Raw genomic sequence first — 16,710 nt, 5'->3', positions numbered from 1 at the left:
CCGCGGCCGCTCCCCCGGCGCCGGACTATGGCTGTCGTCCCTGCGCTGTCACCAGCACATGACCGCTGTCTCCCCCGAACCCCAGGTCGAGTACAGCCGGACCCGGACCACATAGCGGCGGCCCTTGACGAGCCGGACGCGGACGGCGGCGTTGTCCGGCGTGCCGCCGTCGTCGTGGCCCGCGAGGAAGCGCGGCTCCCCGTCACGCTCCTCGAAGACCACGAGCACGGTGTCGGCGTCGCCGAAGGTGCCCACGGTGTAGTCGCGGGTCTCCGGCGGCTCGACGGTGAAATCGGCCTGCTCGCCCGGCCCGAGACCGAGCGGAGCCGAGCGGAACGGCACCAGCGCGGCCGGCCCCGCCGGGGCGGCCGGCGGATACCAGCGGAGCACGAACTCCTTGTCGGCCGGGGACGGAGCACCGGACGGACGCAGCCCCCCGCGGTACTGCTCCGGCTCCAGCACGAGCCCCGGCCCGAACGGAAACGTCATCACCGACTGCGGATCCCACACCGAGCCGCTCGCCTCGCCCGCGTCCAGCGAGCGCAGGACGTTCGTGTCCGTGGTCTCCCGGCTCCAGAAGTTCGGCGGGCCCGCCAGCTCGGCGTACACGGCCTCGTCGTCCCAGTGGAGCCCGGCGTACGGGCTCTGGTGCTCGTGCACCATGCCGAGCGCGTGCCCGATCACATGCAGGACCGTGCCCCGCTCCCCGGGCCCGGTGACGTCCCAGCCCAGGTTCATGGTGCGTTCGCCCCGGCCGACCGACAGCGCCTCCCGGCCCACCGCCGACCAGCAGCCGCCGCCGGCCTGGAACCCGATCCGCAGCTCCGCCTCGTGCCGGTCGCCGACCTCGGTGAACGTGACACCGATGCCGAGCTCCTGCCACTCGCGCAGACCGTCGCGGACCGCCTCCCGCTGTGCTTCCCCGCCGGCCCACGGCACCCGGCGCAGCTCCCCGGTCCCGGGCACCGGGATCACGGAGGCGTCGCAGCCGTGGCCGTAGAAGTAGTAGTGCAGGACCGTGCCGTTGACCCAGATCCGCCGCCCCGCGAGCAGCGCGCCCAGCCGCTCGGCCGTCAGCCCCGGTGCGAAGCACGGGGCCGGCCGCCGCGGCAGCGAGCAGAGGCGTCGGGTCATGCGCCCAGCGTGCCCGTCCACCGCTGCCGGGCACCTGAGTCGAGGGCTACTCAAGTCACCCTGTATCAAACCTGAGTACCCGCGCTCTTGATGGTGTGAGGACTTACGAACAGGACGCGACGACCGCGACGACACCGCAGCCGCCCTGGCCGTTCACCGGCCGGGAGGACGAACTGGAGCAGGTGCGCGCATCGTGGGCCGCCGGGCGGCACGGCATCGTGCTGACCGGACCGGCCGGCCACGGCAAGACCCGGCTGATCACGGAGGCGGTGCGGGGCACCGACCACGCCCGGGTCACCGGCACGCCCGAGGCCCGCGACCTGCCGTTCGCCGCCTTCGCGCACCTGCTGCCCGACGCCGTCTCGCCCCAGCGCGCCGTGCGGATCCTGTCCGGGCTACGGCTGCTCGTCGTGGACGACGCCCATCTGCTGGACGAGGCCTCCGCCGCCCTCGTCCACCAGCTCGCCGTGCACGGCCGCACCCGGCTCCTCGTGGCCGCGGTGGACGGCGCCCCCGCGCCCGGCGCGGTGTCCCGGCTGTGGACCGGGGAACTGCTGCCCCGGCTGGCCCTGGCGCCGCTGCCGTACGAGGACACCGCGCAGCTGCTCGCCGCGGCCGGCCTGGAACCGCTCACCGTGCGCCGCCTGCACACGGTGTGCCAGGGCGATCTACGGCTGCTGCGGGACCTGATGGCCGCGCTGACCGGGGCCGGCCGGCCGGTGTCCGTCGCGGGCACCGGCGAGCGGGCCTGGCGCGGCGCGCTGCCGGTCACCCCGGCCGTCCGCGAACGGCTCGCCCCGCTGCTGGAGCGCTCCGGTCCCGGCGAACGCGACACGCTGGAGCGGCTGGCCTTCGCCGAGCCGCTGCCGCTGCCGCTGGACGACCTCGATCTCGGCGTCCTGGAGCGGCTGGAGACGGACGGCCTGATCCACGTCGACGACGACGCCGGCGCCGTCACCCTCGCCCACCCCCTGCACGGCCCGGCCCTGCGCGCCACCACCGGCCGCCTGCGTGCCCGCCGCCTGAGCAGTGAGCCCCGCGACCTGGGACCGGCCCTGGAGGCCGAACGGCGGGCCCTCGCACGGCGGATCGAGCAACTGGACGTCCGGACCGTGCCCACCCCGGTGGGGGAGTGGCTGGTGGCCGAGGGCGCCGCGGTCCCGGCCGGATACGCCGCCGTACGCTCCCGGTTCGCGCGGCTGCGGGGCGAACTGAGGGACGCGGCGGCGTGGGCCCGGGAGGGGTTGCGGGAGACACCCGGGGACGAGGGCTGCCGCGCCGAACTCTCGCTGATCGACGGTGAGTCGGCTGCGGGCGACGACGTGTACGCGCGGTACGAGTCGGTACGCCGGGGTGAGCCCGGGCCGGTCGTGGGGCGGCTGCCGCAGGACAGTGCGTTCGCGCGGCACGCCGAGGCGCTGACGCGGGAGGACGGGACCGGACTGGACCGGGCCGCCGAGGCGCTGGAGGAGCGGGGGTTCCTGCTGTTCGCGGCGGAGGCGTGCGCACAGGCCGTGCGCGCTCACCGGGATCCGCGCGCGGCCCGGCTGTCACGCACCCGGGCCGTCGCGCTCGCCCGCCGCTGCCAGGGGGCGCGGACGCCCGCGCTGGCCGGGCTGGTCCTCGGCGAACTGACCGCCCGGCAGCGGCAGATCGTCTCGCTGGCGGCGGCGGGGCTCAGCAACCGGGAGATCGCCGAGCGGCTGACGCTGTCGGTGCGGACGGTGGGCAATCACCTGTACAGCGCCTACACCCGCTTGGGGACGGGAGACAGGGGGGCGCTGCCGTGGCTGGTCGAGCTGCCGGAGTGTGCGCCGGCGTGACCCTCATGCCGCCCCGAACGCCGCGAAGGCCCACCCCGTCGCCTGGTGCACCGCGTCGCCCGGGAGGGCCGCGCGGGCGTCGCGGAGGGCCTCGGCCAGGGAGAGGCCCGTGTCGAGGCCCTTGTGCAGGGCCAGCATCAGCGGGACCACCGCCGCGTCGTTGACCGGGGCGCTGCTCGCCACCACCCCGGCCGTGCCCAGCGGGAGCAACGCGGTGACCAGGCCGAGGAGTTCGTCGGCGCCGACCGAGGCGAGGCGGGCGGTGTCGCAGCTGGAGAGGATGATCCGGTACGGGCTGCGGGCCAGGCGCTCGAAGTCGTGCACGATCAGCGGGCCGTCGGCCATCCTCAGGTTGCTGAACAGCGGGCTGTCCGCGCGGAACGTGCCGTGCGCCGCGAGATGGGCGAGGGCCGCGCCGTCGAGGTGCTCCAGGACCCGGGAGACATGGGCGTCGTCGCCCTCCAGGACCGTCGCCGTACCGTACCGGCCGGCCACTTCGGGGACTTCGGCGCCGCCCGTGGCGAGGCCAGGGCCGCGGACGAGGACGTGCCGGCCGCCGGGCGGCGGCGCGGTCTCGCGGGCGCGCAGCCAGCTGCCCGCCGACGGCGACACGCTGAGCACCCGCTCGCGCAGCGCGGGCAGCAGCGCCCACGGCACCCGGTGCAGGGCGCCCGGCGGCACGATCACCACGGGACCGGCGCCGAGATGCCGCGCCGCCCCGCCCAGCAGCAGCTCCTGAAGGCGCCGGCCGCCCGCCTCCACCAGCGGCAGCCGGGCGTCGGCGCCGGGGTGGGCGAGCCGCCGCAGACCCGCCTGGACGTACTCGGCCTCGGCCAGCGCCTCCGCCACGCAGCCGCCGGCGAACCGCCGTACCCGGCCCTGCCCGCACAGCAGGACATGCACCCGCCCGTCCACGACGGCGAGTTCGACCAGGCAGGCGTCGCCGAGCCGGTCCAGCAGCCGGGCCACCTCGAAACGGTCCGCGTCGTGCGGCGCGGCGCCCCGGATGTGGTGGGTGCGGGAGCGGATCTCCCGCTCCAGGCGCCGCTGTTCGCGCTCCAGCGCGGGCACCGGGCGGCCCTCCATCCGGGCCTCCTCCGCGCGGGCCGCTATCTCCCGGTAGGCGGTCAGCCCGCTCAGCAGCGCCGGGTCGGCGGGCGGCCGGGTGGGGGGTGCGGACAGGACGGTCGCCCGCCAGCGCTCGCTCCACTCCAGCAGCCGCCGCGGACTGCCCTGGGCGAGGCTCACCTCCTGGGCCAGCGCGGCCAGTTCGGCGCCCTGCGCGGTGATATGGGCGCGCAGCTCCGAGGCGCCGAGTGTCATCCGGTGGTCGTCCAGCACGTCCAGACCGCGCCGGCAGGCCTCCAGCACCCCGCGCCGGGACCCCGCGGCACGGGCCCGCAGTGCCTGCGCCACCCAGCCCGTCACCCGGGCCTGCGGCGGGCCGCCGTACCGGCTGCGCGCGGCCACCGCCAGGTGCCGCTCCGCGTCCGCCGTCCAGCCCAGCGCGAGCGCGATCCGGCCCGCGAGCAGCGAGGCCTCCGGCGCGGCGGGCGAACCGAACGAGGCCAGCTTCTCGGCGACCGCCGCCGCGTCCGCGACCATCCGCCCCGAACGGCGCCCGGCCGTCACCCGGGCCTCGATCAGCACCAGCCGCGCATGCGTCTCCCACCACATCCGCCGCTGGGCCGCGAACAGCCGTACGGCGACGGCGGCGCGGGCGACGGCGGTGTGCGCGTCCCCGGCCGAGCGGGCGGCACACGCGGCGGCCAGCAGCAGCTCGGCCTTGCGGGTGGTCTGCCCGCCGATCCGGTCCAGCAGCGCGATCGTCGCGTCGGCCTCGGCCAGCGCCTCCGGGGCCAGCCCGGCCGCCATCAGCACCTCGCAGCGCCGGATGGACAGCATGTACGTCGGGGTGCCCAGCTTGGCGTAACGCTCCTCGGCCTCGTCCAGCAGCCGCAGCGCCGCCGGGATGTCCCCGGAGCGGAACGCGGCCAGGCCCCGGCTCTCCACCACGTCGGCCTTGTCGTGCTCCTGGCCGGTGGTCTCCCACAGCCGCTCGGCCGCCGTGAAGTCCGCGACCGCCCGGTCCACCGCGCCGAGCGCCAGATGCACGGTGGCCCGCAGGGTCAGCGCCCGCGCCGTCCAGATGTCGTCGCCGGCCTGCCGCAGCACCGGCAGCGCCCGCCGTACGTCCTCCAGCGCCTCCCGGTGATGCCCCAGCACCCACCACACGTACGCCCGCCGGTACAGCACCCGGGCCCGGGTGTGTCCGCTGCCCCGGGCGACACCCCGCTCGAAGGAGGTGAGCCCCTGTCGCGTGCGCCCCGCGTGCACCAGTGCGACCCCGAGGGTCGCGAGCACGTCGGCCTCCCGGTCGGCCGACTCGGCGCGGGCGGCCAGGTCCCGGGCCCGGCGCAGATGCCCGAGCGCCACCTTGAGATCGCCGAAGTCCCGCTGCCAGATGCCGAGTACCTGATGGGCGACGCTGGCGTGCAGCGGCGGCGGTGCGGCCCGCAGCACCTGTTCCGCGCGCGTTCGGGCCTCGCCCGGGTCGGCGAAGACCAAGGGCAGCAATTCGGAAACTGACTCGCTTCCCGCCGTCACGTCTCGCATGGTAGTGGCCAGCTGTATCAGACGGTGTCCTCGGGACTCTCACTGTCGAACACCGTCTTGTCGGGGGAGGAGACACCATGGCACCACAGCGTTTCCACGAGCAGTTCGATCACATCCAGCGGGCGATGCTCGGCACCGCCCTGGCGATGGGCCCGTACGACGACGGCGACGCGCACTTCCTGTACGAGAAGGGCGTCGTCCTCGCCCGGGACGGCGAGGAGGCCCGCCTCGTCGAGGACACCGTGCGCGCCCACTTCACGGAGACCGCGGGCCTCGTGCCCGACCATGTGCGCCGGGACGGCCCGCACACCAACCGCACGGGCGTCACCCGCATCCGCATCGGCGACCCGGCCGAGGGCGCCGACACCGTCCCGCACGCCCTGCGCGCCCTGCGCGAGGCCGAGGCCCGCCGGAGCCGCCGGCTGGTGAGCCGCAACCACGTGGTGCACATCGCGGGCGGGGTCAACGCCTGCCCCGGCGACGAGCCGGTGCCGGTCGCGCGCACCCAGCCGGCCAACCCGGCCGTCGCCGAGGGCCGTTACGACGCCGGCACCGCCGCCCGCGTCCTCGTGATCGACACCGGTCTCGTGCACGACCACGACGCCTACCCGCCGCTCGCCCACACCGCGGGCGACATCGAGCCGGCCGAGACCGACGCCGACGGGGTGCTGCGCCAGTACGTCGGCCACGGCACGTTCATCGCCGGGATCCTCGCGGCCGTCGCGCCCAACACCGCGGTGACCGTCCGCAACACGCTGAGCGACGCGGGCGCGATCCTGGAGTCCGAGTTCGGCGCCCGGCTCTTCGCGGCGGTCGACGAGGGCGGCTGGCCCGACATCATCAGCCTCTCCGCCGGCACCACCACCGAGGGCGTCACGGACGGCCTCCTCGGCCTCGACGCGTTCATGCGCGAACTGCGCGAGCAGCGCACCCTGCTGGTGGCCGCCGCCGGCAACAACTCCAGCCACGCCCCGTTCTGGCCCGCCGCCTACGCCGGCCTGCCCGAGTACGCCGACAGCGTGCTGTCGGTCGGCGCGCTGAGCGCGGACGGCGAGAGCGAGGCCTGCTTCAGCAACCACGGGCCCTGGGTACAGGTCTTCGCCCCCGGCGAGCGCCTCACCAGCGCCCTCGCCGGCTTCGACACGCCCGTGCCCTACGTCTACCAGCACTCCACCTACGACGGCTGCCGGTTCGACTACGACTACTCCTGCACCTGCCAGTTCCCGCGCCACACCGGCGTGCTGAGCGAGGGCCGGGAGAGCACCGGGGCCAAGCCGCACCAGGTGATGTTCGACGGGCTCGCCCAGTGGAGCGGCACCTCCTTCGCCACGCCGGTGGTCGCGGGCCTCGTCGCCGCGCACATGACGGCGTACGGCGAGCGCGACCCGCGCGCCGCCCGCGACGGGCTCCTCGCGGCGGCCACCGGCAGCGCGGAGGTGCGCGGGGCGCGTGTCCCGGTGCTCAGGCCTCCCACCTGGCGCCCGGTGTCCGTCGCCGACCCGGCCGTGCCCGTATGAGGACCGGGACTCTCCGCTCCACGGCGTACGATGACGTGCCGTACACGAGGGGTGGAGCCGTGGACCGTACAGAGGTCGGGGCGTTGGTCCAGTCCGCCGTCGACGGGGACGCCGCGGCCTGGAAGGCGCTGGTGGAGGGGATGAGTCCGCTGGTGTGGTCGGTGGTGCGCGCCCACCGGCTCTCCGACGCCGACGCACACGAGGTCTACCAGACCGTGTGGTTCCGCTTCGCCCAGCATCTGGGGCGGATCCGCGAACCCGACAAGGCCGGCGCCTGGCTGGCCAGCACGGCGCGTCACGAGTGCCTGAAAGTGCTCAGGAGCCTGGCCCGGCTGACCCTGACGGACGATCCGCAGGTGCTCGACCGGGCCAGCGACGACCGGACCCCCGAGGAGTCGCTGATCGACTCCGAGGAGGCGGCGGACCGTGCCGAGCGGGCCCGCCGCCTGTGGCAGGAGCTGGACGGAATGGGGGAGCGCTGCCGGCAGCTGCTGCGGGTGCTGGTCGCCTCCCCGCCGCCCAGCTATGTGGAGATCTCGGCCGCGCTCGGTATCGCGGTCGGCAGTATCGGGCCCCTGCGCCAGCGCTGTCTGCGCCGACTGCGGGCCCGGATGGACGCACGGGGTGCGGCATGAGCGGCGACGACGGCAACGGGGTGCGCCCCGAGAGCGCGGACGAGGGCAGCGGCGTGCCCCACGGGGGCGGGAGCCCGGGCGGCGGCCTGTCCCCGGAGGGCATGGGAGACGGCCTGCCCCTGAACGGCGCGGGGGGCGCCGGCGGCTCGCCCGATGAGGGTGCGGAGGCTGTCAGCGGTCCGGTCGGTGAGGGTCCGCTTCCCGGGGGTGTGGAGGACGGCGACGGTCCGCCCCACGAGGTCGCTGATGACGGCGAGTTCGTGGACGCGCTGCTGGAGGAGGAGCTGCGGCAGGCGGCCGCCGTGCTGGACCCGGTCCCGGACGTCCTGCGCCAACTGGCCCTGGACGCCTACGCGTTGCACGACCTGGACGCACAGATCGCCGAGCTGACCTTCGACTCGCTGGTGGACGCGCTGCCGGTCAGGGGCGTCACGGACCCTCCGCGGATGCTGACGTTCCGCGCGGGCGAGGTGACGGTCGACGTCGAGGTCACCGAGGACGGCCTGATCGGGCAGGTGCTGCCGCCGAGCTCGGCGCGCATCGAGGTGCTCGGCGGCCCGCAGACCATCCGCCCCGTCACGGTCGACACCCTCGGCCGCTTCACCAGCGACACACCCCCGGCCGGTCCCTTCGCCCTCAGGCTGCGGACCGGCGCGGACGTGATCGTCACGGAGTGGCTGCGGGCCTGAACCCGGTCAGGCGGACCAGGTGACTGGCAGCGTCCGCGGCCCGCGGATCATGGTCCGGTGCCGCCACCGCACCTGCTCCGGCGGCACGGCGAGCCGCAGCCCCGGCAGCCGCTCCAGCAGCGTGTCGACCAGCAACTCGGTCTGCAGCCGGGCCAGCAGCGTGCCGGTGCAGAAGTGCGGGCCGTTGCCGAACGCCACGTGCGGGTTCGGGTCGCGGTCGGGGTCGATGCGGTCCGGGTCGGGGAAGACGGCCGGGTCACGGTTGGCGGCGAGGTAGGAGACGTACACCGGCTCGCCCGCCGCGATCCGGTGACCGGCGATCTCCACGTCCTCCCGCGCGATCCGGGCGAGCCCGACCGAGCTGCGGTGCGGGATCCACCGGAACAGCTCGTCCAGCACCGGGCCGCGTGCCTCGGGCCGCGCCCGCATCCGCTCCATCAGCTCCGGCCGGGTCAGCATCAGATACAGCATCTGGCCGCAGTTGTGCGTGACCGCCTCGCCGCCGATCTGCAGCGGGCCGGCGAGCCCGACGGCCTCCTCCTCCCTGATGTCCCCCCGTGCGACGGCCGCGCCGAGCATCGAGTAGACGTCCTCTCCCGGGCTCGCGGCCCGGGCCCGGATGGTCGCGGTGATCCACCCGTACAGGCCCTCCTTGGCGGCGCCCGCCGCCTCGACCCCGTTGGTGGAGATGATCTCCCGGGTCCAGGCGTGCACCTGCGCCCGGTCGGCGGCGGGCACGCCCATCACCTCGCTGACCACGGAGAGCGGGAACGGCTCCAGCACCCGCTCGATCAGATCGGCGGGCGGCCCGTCGCGTACGACGCCGTCTACCAGTTCGTCCAGGATCGCCTGGGCGCGGGGCCGCAACCGCTTCATGGCGCTCACCGTGAAGGCACCGGCGACGGGCTTGCGCAGCCGGTTGTGGTCGGGCTGGTCGGCCCAGGCGAGCGAGCCGGGGCGGGGCGCGAAGTTCGGTGCCATCCGGGTCACTTGACGGTGTGTCACCTCCGTCCGGCTGAAGCGCGGGTCGTTGGTGATCAGCTTCACGTCGTCGTAGCGGGTCGCCAGCCACGCCCAGCCCTCGCCGAACGGCAGCCGGATCCGGGTCAGCGGACCCTCGCGCATCAGGCCGGCGAGGACCGGGTCGAAGTCCGTCCCGTCCAGGTCGGGCGTGGGCCAGTCCCGCACGGGGGGCGGGGCCTGGCCGGTGAGCGTGGTCTCCTCGGTCATGCATTCCACCCTGGTACGGGGGCGGGCCGGTGTCCTGCGGGAATGCTCCAGCCGGAGTCCTACACCGTGTCGACGAGCGCGGCCAGCGCTGTGGCCAGCCGCTCCACCCCCGGCCCGGCAGCCCCTCCGGGCTCCGCCATATAGGTGTCCCGCCGGATCTCCACCATCAGGGCACTGACACGGGCGTCGGTGCCGTAGAACTCCAGCGGCACGTACGTCCCCGCGAACGGGCTGTCCAGCCCGGTCCCCCCGAAGCCCGCGAACGCCTGCCGAGCCGCCTGAAGCAGTTCCGGTGGGGTGTGGAAGGCGTCCGTGCCCAGGCACACGGGTGGGCGCGGTCCGGTGCCGTGCAACTCGTAGGGCAGCGGCTCGGTCGGATACGAATGCACGTCGATGATCACGGCCCGCCCGGTGGCCGCCAGCCGGGCCGCCACCGCCTCGGTCACGGCCCGTGCGTACGGCCGGAAGTACCGCGCCAGCAGCGGCTCCGGATCGGTGTCCGGCCGGCGCAGCTCGTCCTTGTGCGTGGTCCGGGTGTACACGGCACCCATTCCGACGGCCGCCATCTCCTCCCGCTCGTCCGGGAATCGCTCCGGGTCCACGGCCAGCCGGGACAGCCGGTTCACGAACCGCCAGGGGGTGAGCCCCGCCAACTCGGCCGCCCGCTCGGCCAGTTCGGCGGTGTGCGCGTCCGTGATGTGGTCCAGCTCCCGCTCCAGAGCGGTGTCGTCCAGCACGATTCCGTGGCGCACGACCTCGGGAATCGCCCGCGCCGAGTGGGGCACGTGCAGCAGTACCGGTGAGTCGGGGGCGCCGGGAAGCAGGTCGAAGGCGGACACGGGCGGCTCCGGGAGGTCTGGGTGACGGCGTCGGGACCACCGTGCCACACCGCGACCCCGGCGCCTGCGTCAGCCGAGCAACTCCCGCACCAGCACACCCACTTGCCCCGTCTCGATCAGGAACCCGTCGTGCCCGTACGCAGACTCGATCACGCGTACTGCGTCCGCGCCCGGGATCAGCGCGGCCAGCTCCCGCTGCTGGGCGAGTGGATAGAGGCGGTCGGAGTCGATGCCGGCCACCAGGGTGGGAGCCGTCACGCGGGCCAGGGCGGTGCGGAGTCCGCCTCGGCCCCGGCCGACGTCGTGGGCGTTCATCGCCTCGCTGAGGACGACGTAGCTGCCCGCGTCGAATCGGCGCACCAGCTTCGCCGCGTGATGGTCCAGGTAGGACTCGACCTGGTAGCGGCCGCCCTGCCAGGGGTCCTCGGTGTCCTGCGGGGCCCGGCCGAAGCGGGCCGTCAGTTCCGGTTCGCTGCGGTAGGTGACCTGGGCGAGGCGGCGGGCCAGGCCCAGGCCGGCGTGCGGGCCGTGGCCCGTTCCGTGGTAGTCGCCGCCCTGCCAGTGCGGGTCGGCGCGGACGGCGTGCAGCTGGATGCCGGCCCAGGCGATCTGCTCCGCGCTCGCCGCCGCCGTGGTGGCGAGCAGCAGCAGCGCACCGGTCCGCTCCGGGTACGACACCGCCCACTCCACGGCCCGCATCCCGCCCATCGAGCCGCCGACGACCAGCGCCCAGCGCGCGATGCCCAGCGTGTCCGCGAGCGCGGCCTCCGCCGCCACCTGGTCGCGCTGGGTGAGGAAGGGGAAGGCACCGCCCCAGGCCCGGCGGCCGTCCGGACGCGGGGAGGCGGGGCCGGTGCTGCCCTGGCAGCCGCCCAGCACATTGGGCGCCACCACGAACCAGCGGTCGGTGTCCAGGGCCAGACCGGGGCCCACCAGCCCCGCCCACCAGCCGGGGGAGGGATGGCCCGGGCCGACGGGGCCGGTGGCGTGGCTGTCGCCGGTCAGCGCGTGGAGGACCAGCACTGCGTTGGACGCGTCCGGCGCGAGCCGCCCCCATGTCTCGAACGCCAGCCGTACGCCCGGGAGTTCACCGCCCGCCTCCAGCGGGAGCGGCTTCTCGGCGGTCCACCACTTCCGGTGGCCCGGCGGATCCCCCTCGCGCCAGGCCCCGGTGACCGGCGCCCCGCTCTCGGTCATCCGCGTGCTCAGGACGTGCCCTTGGCCGCGCGGAAGCCGGCCTCCAGGTCCGCCTTGAGGTCGGCCAGGTTCTCGATGCCGACCGACAGCCGCACCAGGCCCGGAGCGGTGCCGGTCGCCGCGAGCTGCTCCTCGGTGAGCTGGCTGTGCGTGGTGGACGCCGGATGGATGATCAGGCTGCGCACGTCACCGATGTTGGCGAGATGGCTGAACAGCTCGACGGCGTCCACGAACCGCTTGCCCGCCTCGACCCCGCCGCGCAGCTCGAAGGAGATCACGGCACCGGCCCCGCGCGGCAGGTACTTCTGCCCGGCGTCGTACCACGTGCTGGACTCCAGGCCCGGATAGTGGACGACCGACACCTCGTCGCGCTGCTCCAGCCACTCCGCGAGGGCCTGCGCGTTGGCGGTGTGCCGCTCCAGCCGCAGGCTCAGCGTCTCCACGCCCTGGAGCAGCAGGAACGCCGAGTGCGGGGAGAGCGCCGGGCCGAGGTCGCGCAGCAGCTGCACGCGCAGCTTGACCGCGAACGCGCCCGGGCCGAGCGCCGGCCAGTAGCGCAGACCGTGGTAGCTCGGGTCGGGCTCGGAGAAGTCCGGGAAGCGGTCGGCGTGCGCGCCGAAGTCGAAGGTGCCGCCGTCCACCACGACACCGGCGATGGCGGTGCCGTGCCCGCCCAGGAACTTGGTCGCCGAGTGCACCACGATGTCGGCGCCGTGCTCGATCGGCCGCAGCAGATACGGGGTCGGCACGGTGTTGTCCACGATCAGCGGGACCCCGGCCGCGTGGGCCACGTCGGCGACCGCCCGCACGTCGAGCACATTGCCGCGCGGGTTGCCGAGCGACTCGGCGAACAGTGCCTTGGTGGTCGGCCGGATCGCCGCCCGCCAGGCCTCGGGGTCGTCCGGGTCGTCCACGAAGGACACCTCGATACCGAACTTGGGCAGGGTGTGCCGGAAGAGGTTGTACGTGCCGCCGTACAGCGAGGTGCTGGAGACGATGTGGTCCCCGGCCCCGGCCAGCGTCAGGATCGCCAGGGTCTCGGCCGCCTGCCCCGAGGCGAGCGCGACCGCGCCGACCCCGCCCTCCAGCGCGGCGATCCGCTGCTCGAACACGTCCGTGGTGGGGTTGTGGATGCGGGTGTAGATGTTGCCGGGCTCGGCCAGCGAGAACAGGTCGGCCGCGTGTCGCGTGTCGCGGAAGACGAAGGACGTGGTCTGGTACACCGGTGTCGCCCGGGCGCCGGTCGCCGGGTCGGGGGCGGCTCCGGCGTGGATCTGCTTCGTCTCGAAGGACCAGGCCGACGTGTCGGGCTGCGTGCTCATGGTGCTCCTCGTGCGGGGGAGAGCGGCGGGACGTGGCACGAGGGAAGCACGCGGGGGCGGACCCGGGCAGCCGTGCAGGGAACGTGACATGAGGACGTCACGGACGACATGCCGGCGCAATGTCCGGCAACACCGGCGACCGGATCCCGTCACCCCGCACACGGCTCCGCCCCGGCCGGTGGATACCGGCCGGGGCGGAGTCAGGGGGTCGGCTCGGGCGCCGTGGGCACTAGCTCAGGGACGCGAGCGCCGCGTTCCAGGTCGCCGACGGGCGCATGACGGCGTCCGCCTTGGCCTTGTCGACCTGGTAGTAGCCACCGATGTCGGCCGGCTTGCCCTGGACGGCGATCAGCTCGTCCACGATCTTCTGCTCGTCGGCCGCGAGGGACTCGGCCAGCGGCGCGAACGCCTTGGCCAGGTCGGCGTCGTCGGTCTGCCGGGCCAGCTCCTGCGCCCAGTACAGGGACAGGTAGAAGTGGCTGCCGCGGTTGTCGATGCCGCCGACGCGACGGGTCGGGGACTTGTCCTCGTTGAGGAAGGTCGCCGTGGCGCGGTCGAGGGTGTCGGCGAGGACCTTGGCGCGGGTGTTGCCGGTGGCCTCGGCGTACTGCTCGAAGGACGGCACCAGGGCGAAGAACTCGCCGAGGGAGTCCCAGCGCAGGTAGTTCTCCTTGACCAGCTGCTGGACGTGCTTGGGCGCGGAGCCGCCGGCGCCCGTCTCGAACAGGCCGCCGCCCGCCATCAGCGGGACGACCGACAGCATCTTGGCGCTGGTGCCCAGCTCCAGGATCGGGAACAGGTCGGTCAGGTAGTCACGCAGCACGTTGCCGGTGACCGAGATGGTGTTCTCGCCGCGGCGGATGCGCTCCACCGACAGCTTGGTGGCCTCGACCGGGGACAGGATCCTGATGTCCAGGCCCTCGGTGTCGTGCTCCGGCAGGTACTGCTTGACCTTGGCGATCAGCTGGGCGTCGTGGGCGCGGTCCTCGTCCAGCCAGAACACGGCCGGGTCGCCGGTGGCGCGGGCGCGGGTGACGGCCAGCTTGACCCAGTCGCGGATCGGGGCGTCCTTGGTCTGGCAGGCGCGGAAGATGTCGCCGGCCGAGACGGTCTGCTCCAGGACGACGTTGCCGGCCTGGTCGACCAGGCGGACGGTGCCGGTGACCGGGATCTCGAAGGTCTTGTCGTGGCTGCCGTACTCCTCGGCCTTCTGCGCCATGAGGCCGACGTTCGGGACGGAGCCCATGGTCGAGGGGTCGTAGGCGCCGTGGGCGCGGCAGTCCTCGATCACGGCCTGGTAGACACCGGCGTAGGAGGAGTCCGGCAGCACCGCGAGGGTGTCCGCCTCCTGGCCGTCCGGGCCCCACATGTGGCCGGAGGTGCGGATCATGGCCGGCATCGAGGCGTCCACGATCACGTCGGAGGGGACGTGCAGGTTGGTGATGCCCTTGTCGGAGTCGACCATGGCCAGTGCGGGGCCCTCGGCCAGCTCGGCGTCGAAGGAGGCCTTGATCTCGGCGCCCTCGGGCAGGGCCTCGATGCCCTTGAGGATGCCGCCCAGACCGTCGTTCGGGGTCAGGCCGGCGGCGGCGAACGTCTCGCCGTACTTCGCGAACGTCTTCGGGAAGAAGGAGCGCACCACGTGACCGAAGATGATCGGGTCCGAGACCTTCATCATCGTGGCCTTCAGGTGCACGGAGAACAGGACGCCCTCCTGCTTGGCGCGGGCGACCTGCGCGGTCAGGAACTCGCGCAGCGCGGCGACGCGCAGCACGGAGGCGTCGACGACCTCGCCCTCAAGGACCGGGACCGACTCGCGCAGCACGGTGGTCGAGCCGTCGTCACCCTTGAGCTCGATGCGCAGCGCACCCGCCTCGGAGATCACCACGGACTTCTCCGTGGAGCGGAAGTCGTCCACGCCCATGGTGGCCACCTCGGTCTTGGAGTCGGAGCTCCAGGCGCCCATGCGGTGCGGGTGGGTCTTGGCGTAGTTCTTCACCGAGGCCGGGGCGCGGCGGTCGGAGTTGCCCTCACGCAGCACCGGGTTGACGGCGGAGCCCTTGACCTTGTCGTAGCGGGCGCGGATCTCGCGCTCCTCGTCGGTCTTCGGGTCGTCCGGGTAGTCCGGCAGCGCGTAGCCCTTGCCCTGGAGCTCGGCGACGGCGGCGCGCAGCTGCGGGATGGACGCCGAGATGTTCGGCAGCTTGACGATGTTGGCCTCGGGCGTCTTGGCCAGGTCGCCCAGTTCGGCCAGCGCGTCCGGGATGCGCTGGTCCTCGTTCAGGTACTCCGGGAAGTGGGCGATGATGCGCCCGGCCAGCGAGATGTCGCGCGTCGTGACCGGCACACCGGCCTGCGAGGCGTACGCCTGGATCACCGGCAGGAACGAATGCGTCGCCAGGGCCGGGGCCTCGTCTGTGTAGGTGTAGATGATGGTCGAGTCAGTCACCGGGTGCTCCGCTCCACGTCTGCAACATTGCTCGACATCAAGATATCTCGTGATCGGGGCCGGCTCGACAGGGGTCCGGGAGTGGCCCGCCGTTTTCCCGTCGTCCGGCCCCGCCGGCCGGGACACTCCCGTCATTTCGAACGTGCGTACTACTCCACGGCTCCCGGGGTCACGTCCTCCCCGCTGCGCTGCTGCGGAATCACCACGGCCCCCTGCTGGAGCGCGACCGTGCGGGCCGGGGCCGGGATGCGGATGCCCTCCGCGCGGTAGCGGCGGTGCAGGCGCTTGATGAATTCATGTTTGATGCGGTACTGGTCGCTGAACTCGCCGACGCCGAGGATCACCGTGAAGCCGATGCGGGAGTCGCCGAAGGTGTGGAAGCGGACCGCGGGCTCGTGGTCGGGGACGGCGCCCTCGACCTCGCGCATGGTCTGCGCGACGACCTCCGACGTCACCCGCTCGACGTGTTCCAGGTCGGCGTCGTACGACACACCGACCTGGACCAGGATCGTCAGCCGCTGCTCGGGGCGCGTGTAGTTGGTCATGTTGGCCTTGGCGAGCTGGCCGTTGGGGATGACCACCAGGTTGTTGGACAGCTGGCGGACCGTCGTCTGGCGCCAGTTGATGTCGACGACGTAGCCCTCCTCGCCGCTGCTGAGGCGGATGTAGTCGCCCGGCTGGACGGTCTTGGCGGCCAGGATGTGGATGCCTGCGAAGAGGTTGGCGAGCGTGTCCTGCAGAGCCAGGGCCACCGCCAGACCGCCGACGCCCAGGGCGGTCAGCATGGGTGCGATGGAGATGCCCAGCGTCTGCAGGACGACCAGGAAGCCGATCGCGAGCACCAGGACGCGGGTGATGTTGACGAAGATGGTCGCCGACCCCGCCACGCCCGAGCGGGACTGGGTGACCGTGCGGACCAGGCCCGCGATCACCCGGGCCGCGGACAGGGTCACCACGAAGATCAGCCACACCTGCAGGAACTGGTTCGTGTGGTGCTGCACGGTCCGGGTGAGGGGGAGTGCGGCCGCTGCCGCCGCGGCGCCGCCCGCGATCGCCGCCCATGGCACGACCGAGCGCAGCGCGTCCACGATGACGTCGTCTCCGCTCCACCTGGTGCGCTTGGCGTGCTTCGCGAGCCAGCGCAGCAGGGTGCGTGACAGGAAGGCGAGCAACAGGCCCGCCGCGAGGGAGATGCCGGCGAGGACGAGGTCGTCCAGGGTCAGCGCGCGGTTCACCGGTCACCTCCGGGGACTGCGGCG

General features: G+C 73.8%; 12 protein-coding genes. 4 read left to right on the top strand and 8 right to left on the bottom strand.

All coding sequences use genetic code 11. The features are described from left to right. Positions 1-48: 48 nt before the first annotated feature. Positions 49-1,134 carry a M12 family metallopeptidase gene (locus LE548_RS03390; protein ID WP_225095092.1) on the bottom strand — a complete coding sequence of 362 codons (1,086 nt, stop codon included), beginning with the start codon at positions 1,132-1,134 and terminating at the stop codon, positions 49-51. Positions 1,135-1,229: 95 nt separating this feature from the next. Here LE548_RS03390 and LE548_RS03385 point away from each other — a divergent pair, with 95 nt between their 5' ends. Then, complete coding sequence (locus LE548_RS03385; RefSeq protein WP_225095091.1) at positions 1,230-2,957, top strand: LuxR C-terminal-related transcriptional regulator; 1,728 nt, start codon at positions 1,230-1,232, stop codon at positions 2,955-2,957. A gap of 3 nt (positions 2,958-2,960) precedes the next feature. On the opposite strand, the gene LE548_RS03380 is transcribed toward LE548_RS03385, so the two are convergent. Next, positions 2,961-5,564 carry a CHAT domain-containing protein gene (locus LE548_RS03380; RefSeq protein ID WP_225095090.1) on the bottom strand — a complete coding sequence of 868 codons (2,604 nt, stop codon included), beginning with the start codon at positions 5,562-5,564 and terminating at the stop codon, positions 2,961-2,963. An 86-nt stretch (positions 5,565-5,650) separates the two neighbouring features. On the opposite strand from LE548_RS03380, the gene LE548_RS03375 reads away from it, so the two are divergent. From LE548_RS03375 to LE548_RS03365, 3 genes are all read left to right on the top strand, one after another. Further along, positions 5,651-7,090 carry a S8/S53 family peptidase gene (locus LE548_RS03375; protein WP_225095089.1) on the top strand — a complete coding sequence of 480 codons (1,440 nt, stop codon included), beginning with the start codon at positions 5,651-5,653 and terminating at the stop codon, positions 7,088-7,090. After that, positions 7,087-7,725, top strand: coding sequence for an RNA polymerase sigma factor (locus tag LE548_RS03370; protein ID WP_225095088.1), 639 nt, complete (start codon positions 7,087-7,089; stop codon positions 7,723-7,725). The genes LE548_RS03375 and LE548_RS03370 overlap by 4 nt, the downstream gene beginning before the upstream one ends. Before the next feature lie 101 nt (positions 7,726-7,826). Continuing rightward, entirely contained in the window at positions 7,827-8,414 is a 588-nt protein-coding gene (locus tag LE548_RS03365) for a hypothetical protein (RefSeq protein ID WP_374116021.1), read from the top strand. A 6-nt stretch (positions 8,415-8,420) separates the two neighbouring features. On the opposite strand, the gene LE548_RS03360 is transcribed toward LE548_RS03365, so the two are convergent. The 6 genes from LE548_RS03360 to LE548_RS03335 all read right to left on the bottom strand — a co-directional run bounded on the left by LE548_RS03360 (position 8,421) and on the right by LE548_RS03335 (position 16,686). Further along, complete coding sequence (locus LE548_RS03360; protein ID WP_225095087.1) at positions 8,421-9,644, bottom strand: cytochrome P450; 1,224 nt, start codon at positions 9,642-9,644, stop codon at positions 8,421-8,423. A gap of 59 nt (positions 9,645-9,703) precedes the next feature. Then, positions 9,704-10,483 carry an N-formylglutamate amidohydrolase gene (locus tag LE548_RS03355; RefSeq protein ID WP_225095086.1) on the bottom strand — a complete coding sequence of 260 codons (780 nt, stop codon included), beginning with the start codon at positions 10,481-10,483 and terminating at the stop codon, positions 9,704-9,706. Positions 10,484-10,552: 69 nt separating this feature from the next. Next, complete coding sequence (locus LE548_RS03350) at positions 10,553-11,680, bottom strand: homoserine O-acetyltransferase (RefSeq protein WP_225095085.1); 1,128 nt, start codon at positions 11,678-11,680, stop codon at positions 10,553-10,555. A gap of 8 nt (positions 11,681-11,688) precedes the next feature. Next, positions 11,689-13,002: a bifunctional o-acetylhomoserine/o-acetylserine sulfhydrylase gene (locus LE548_RS03345; protein ID WP_225095084.1), complete on the bottom strand. Its 1,314-nt coding sequence runs from the start codon at positions 13,000-13,002 to the stop codon at positions 11,689-11,691. 229 nt (positions 13,003-13,231) lie between these two features. Beyond that, positions 13,232-15,451, bottom strand: coding sequence for an NADP-dependent isocitrate dehydrogenase (locus LE548_RS03340; protein WP_225095083.1), 2,220 nt, complete (start codon positions 15,449-15,451; stop codon positions 13,232-13,234). A gap of 149 nt (positions 15,452-15,600) precedes the next feature. Beyond that, positions 15,601-16,686: a mechanosensitive ion channel family protein gene (locus tag LE548_RS03335; protein ID WP_225095082.1), complete on the bottom strand. Its 1,086-nt coding sequence runs from the start codon at positions 16,684-16,686 to the stop codon at positions 15,601-15,603. Positions 16,687-16,710 lie beyond the last annotated feature (24 nt).

The organism is Streptomyces sp. CoH27, from assembly GCF_020181035.1.
GTDB lineage: Bacteria > Actinomycetota > Actinomycetes > Streptomycetales > Streptomycetaceae > Streptomyces > Streptomyces camelliae.
This window is presented reverse-complemented; position numbering and strand designations above follow the sequence as displayed.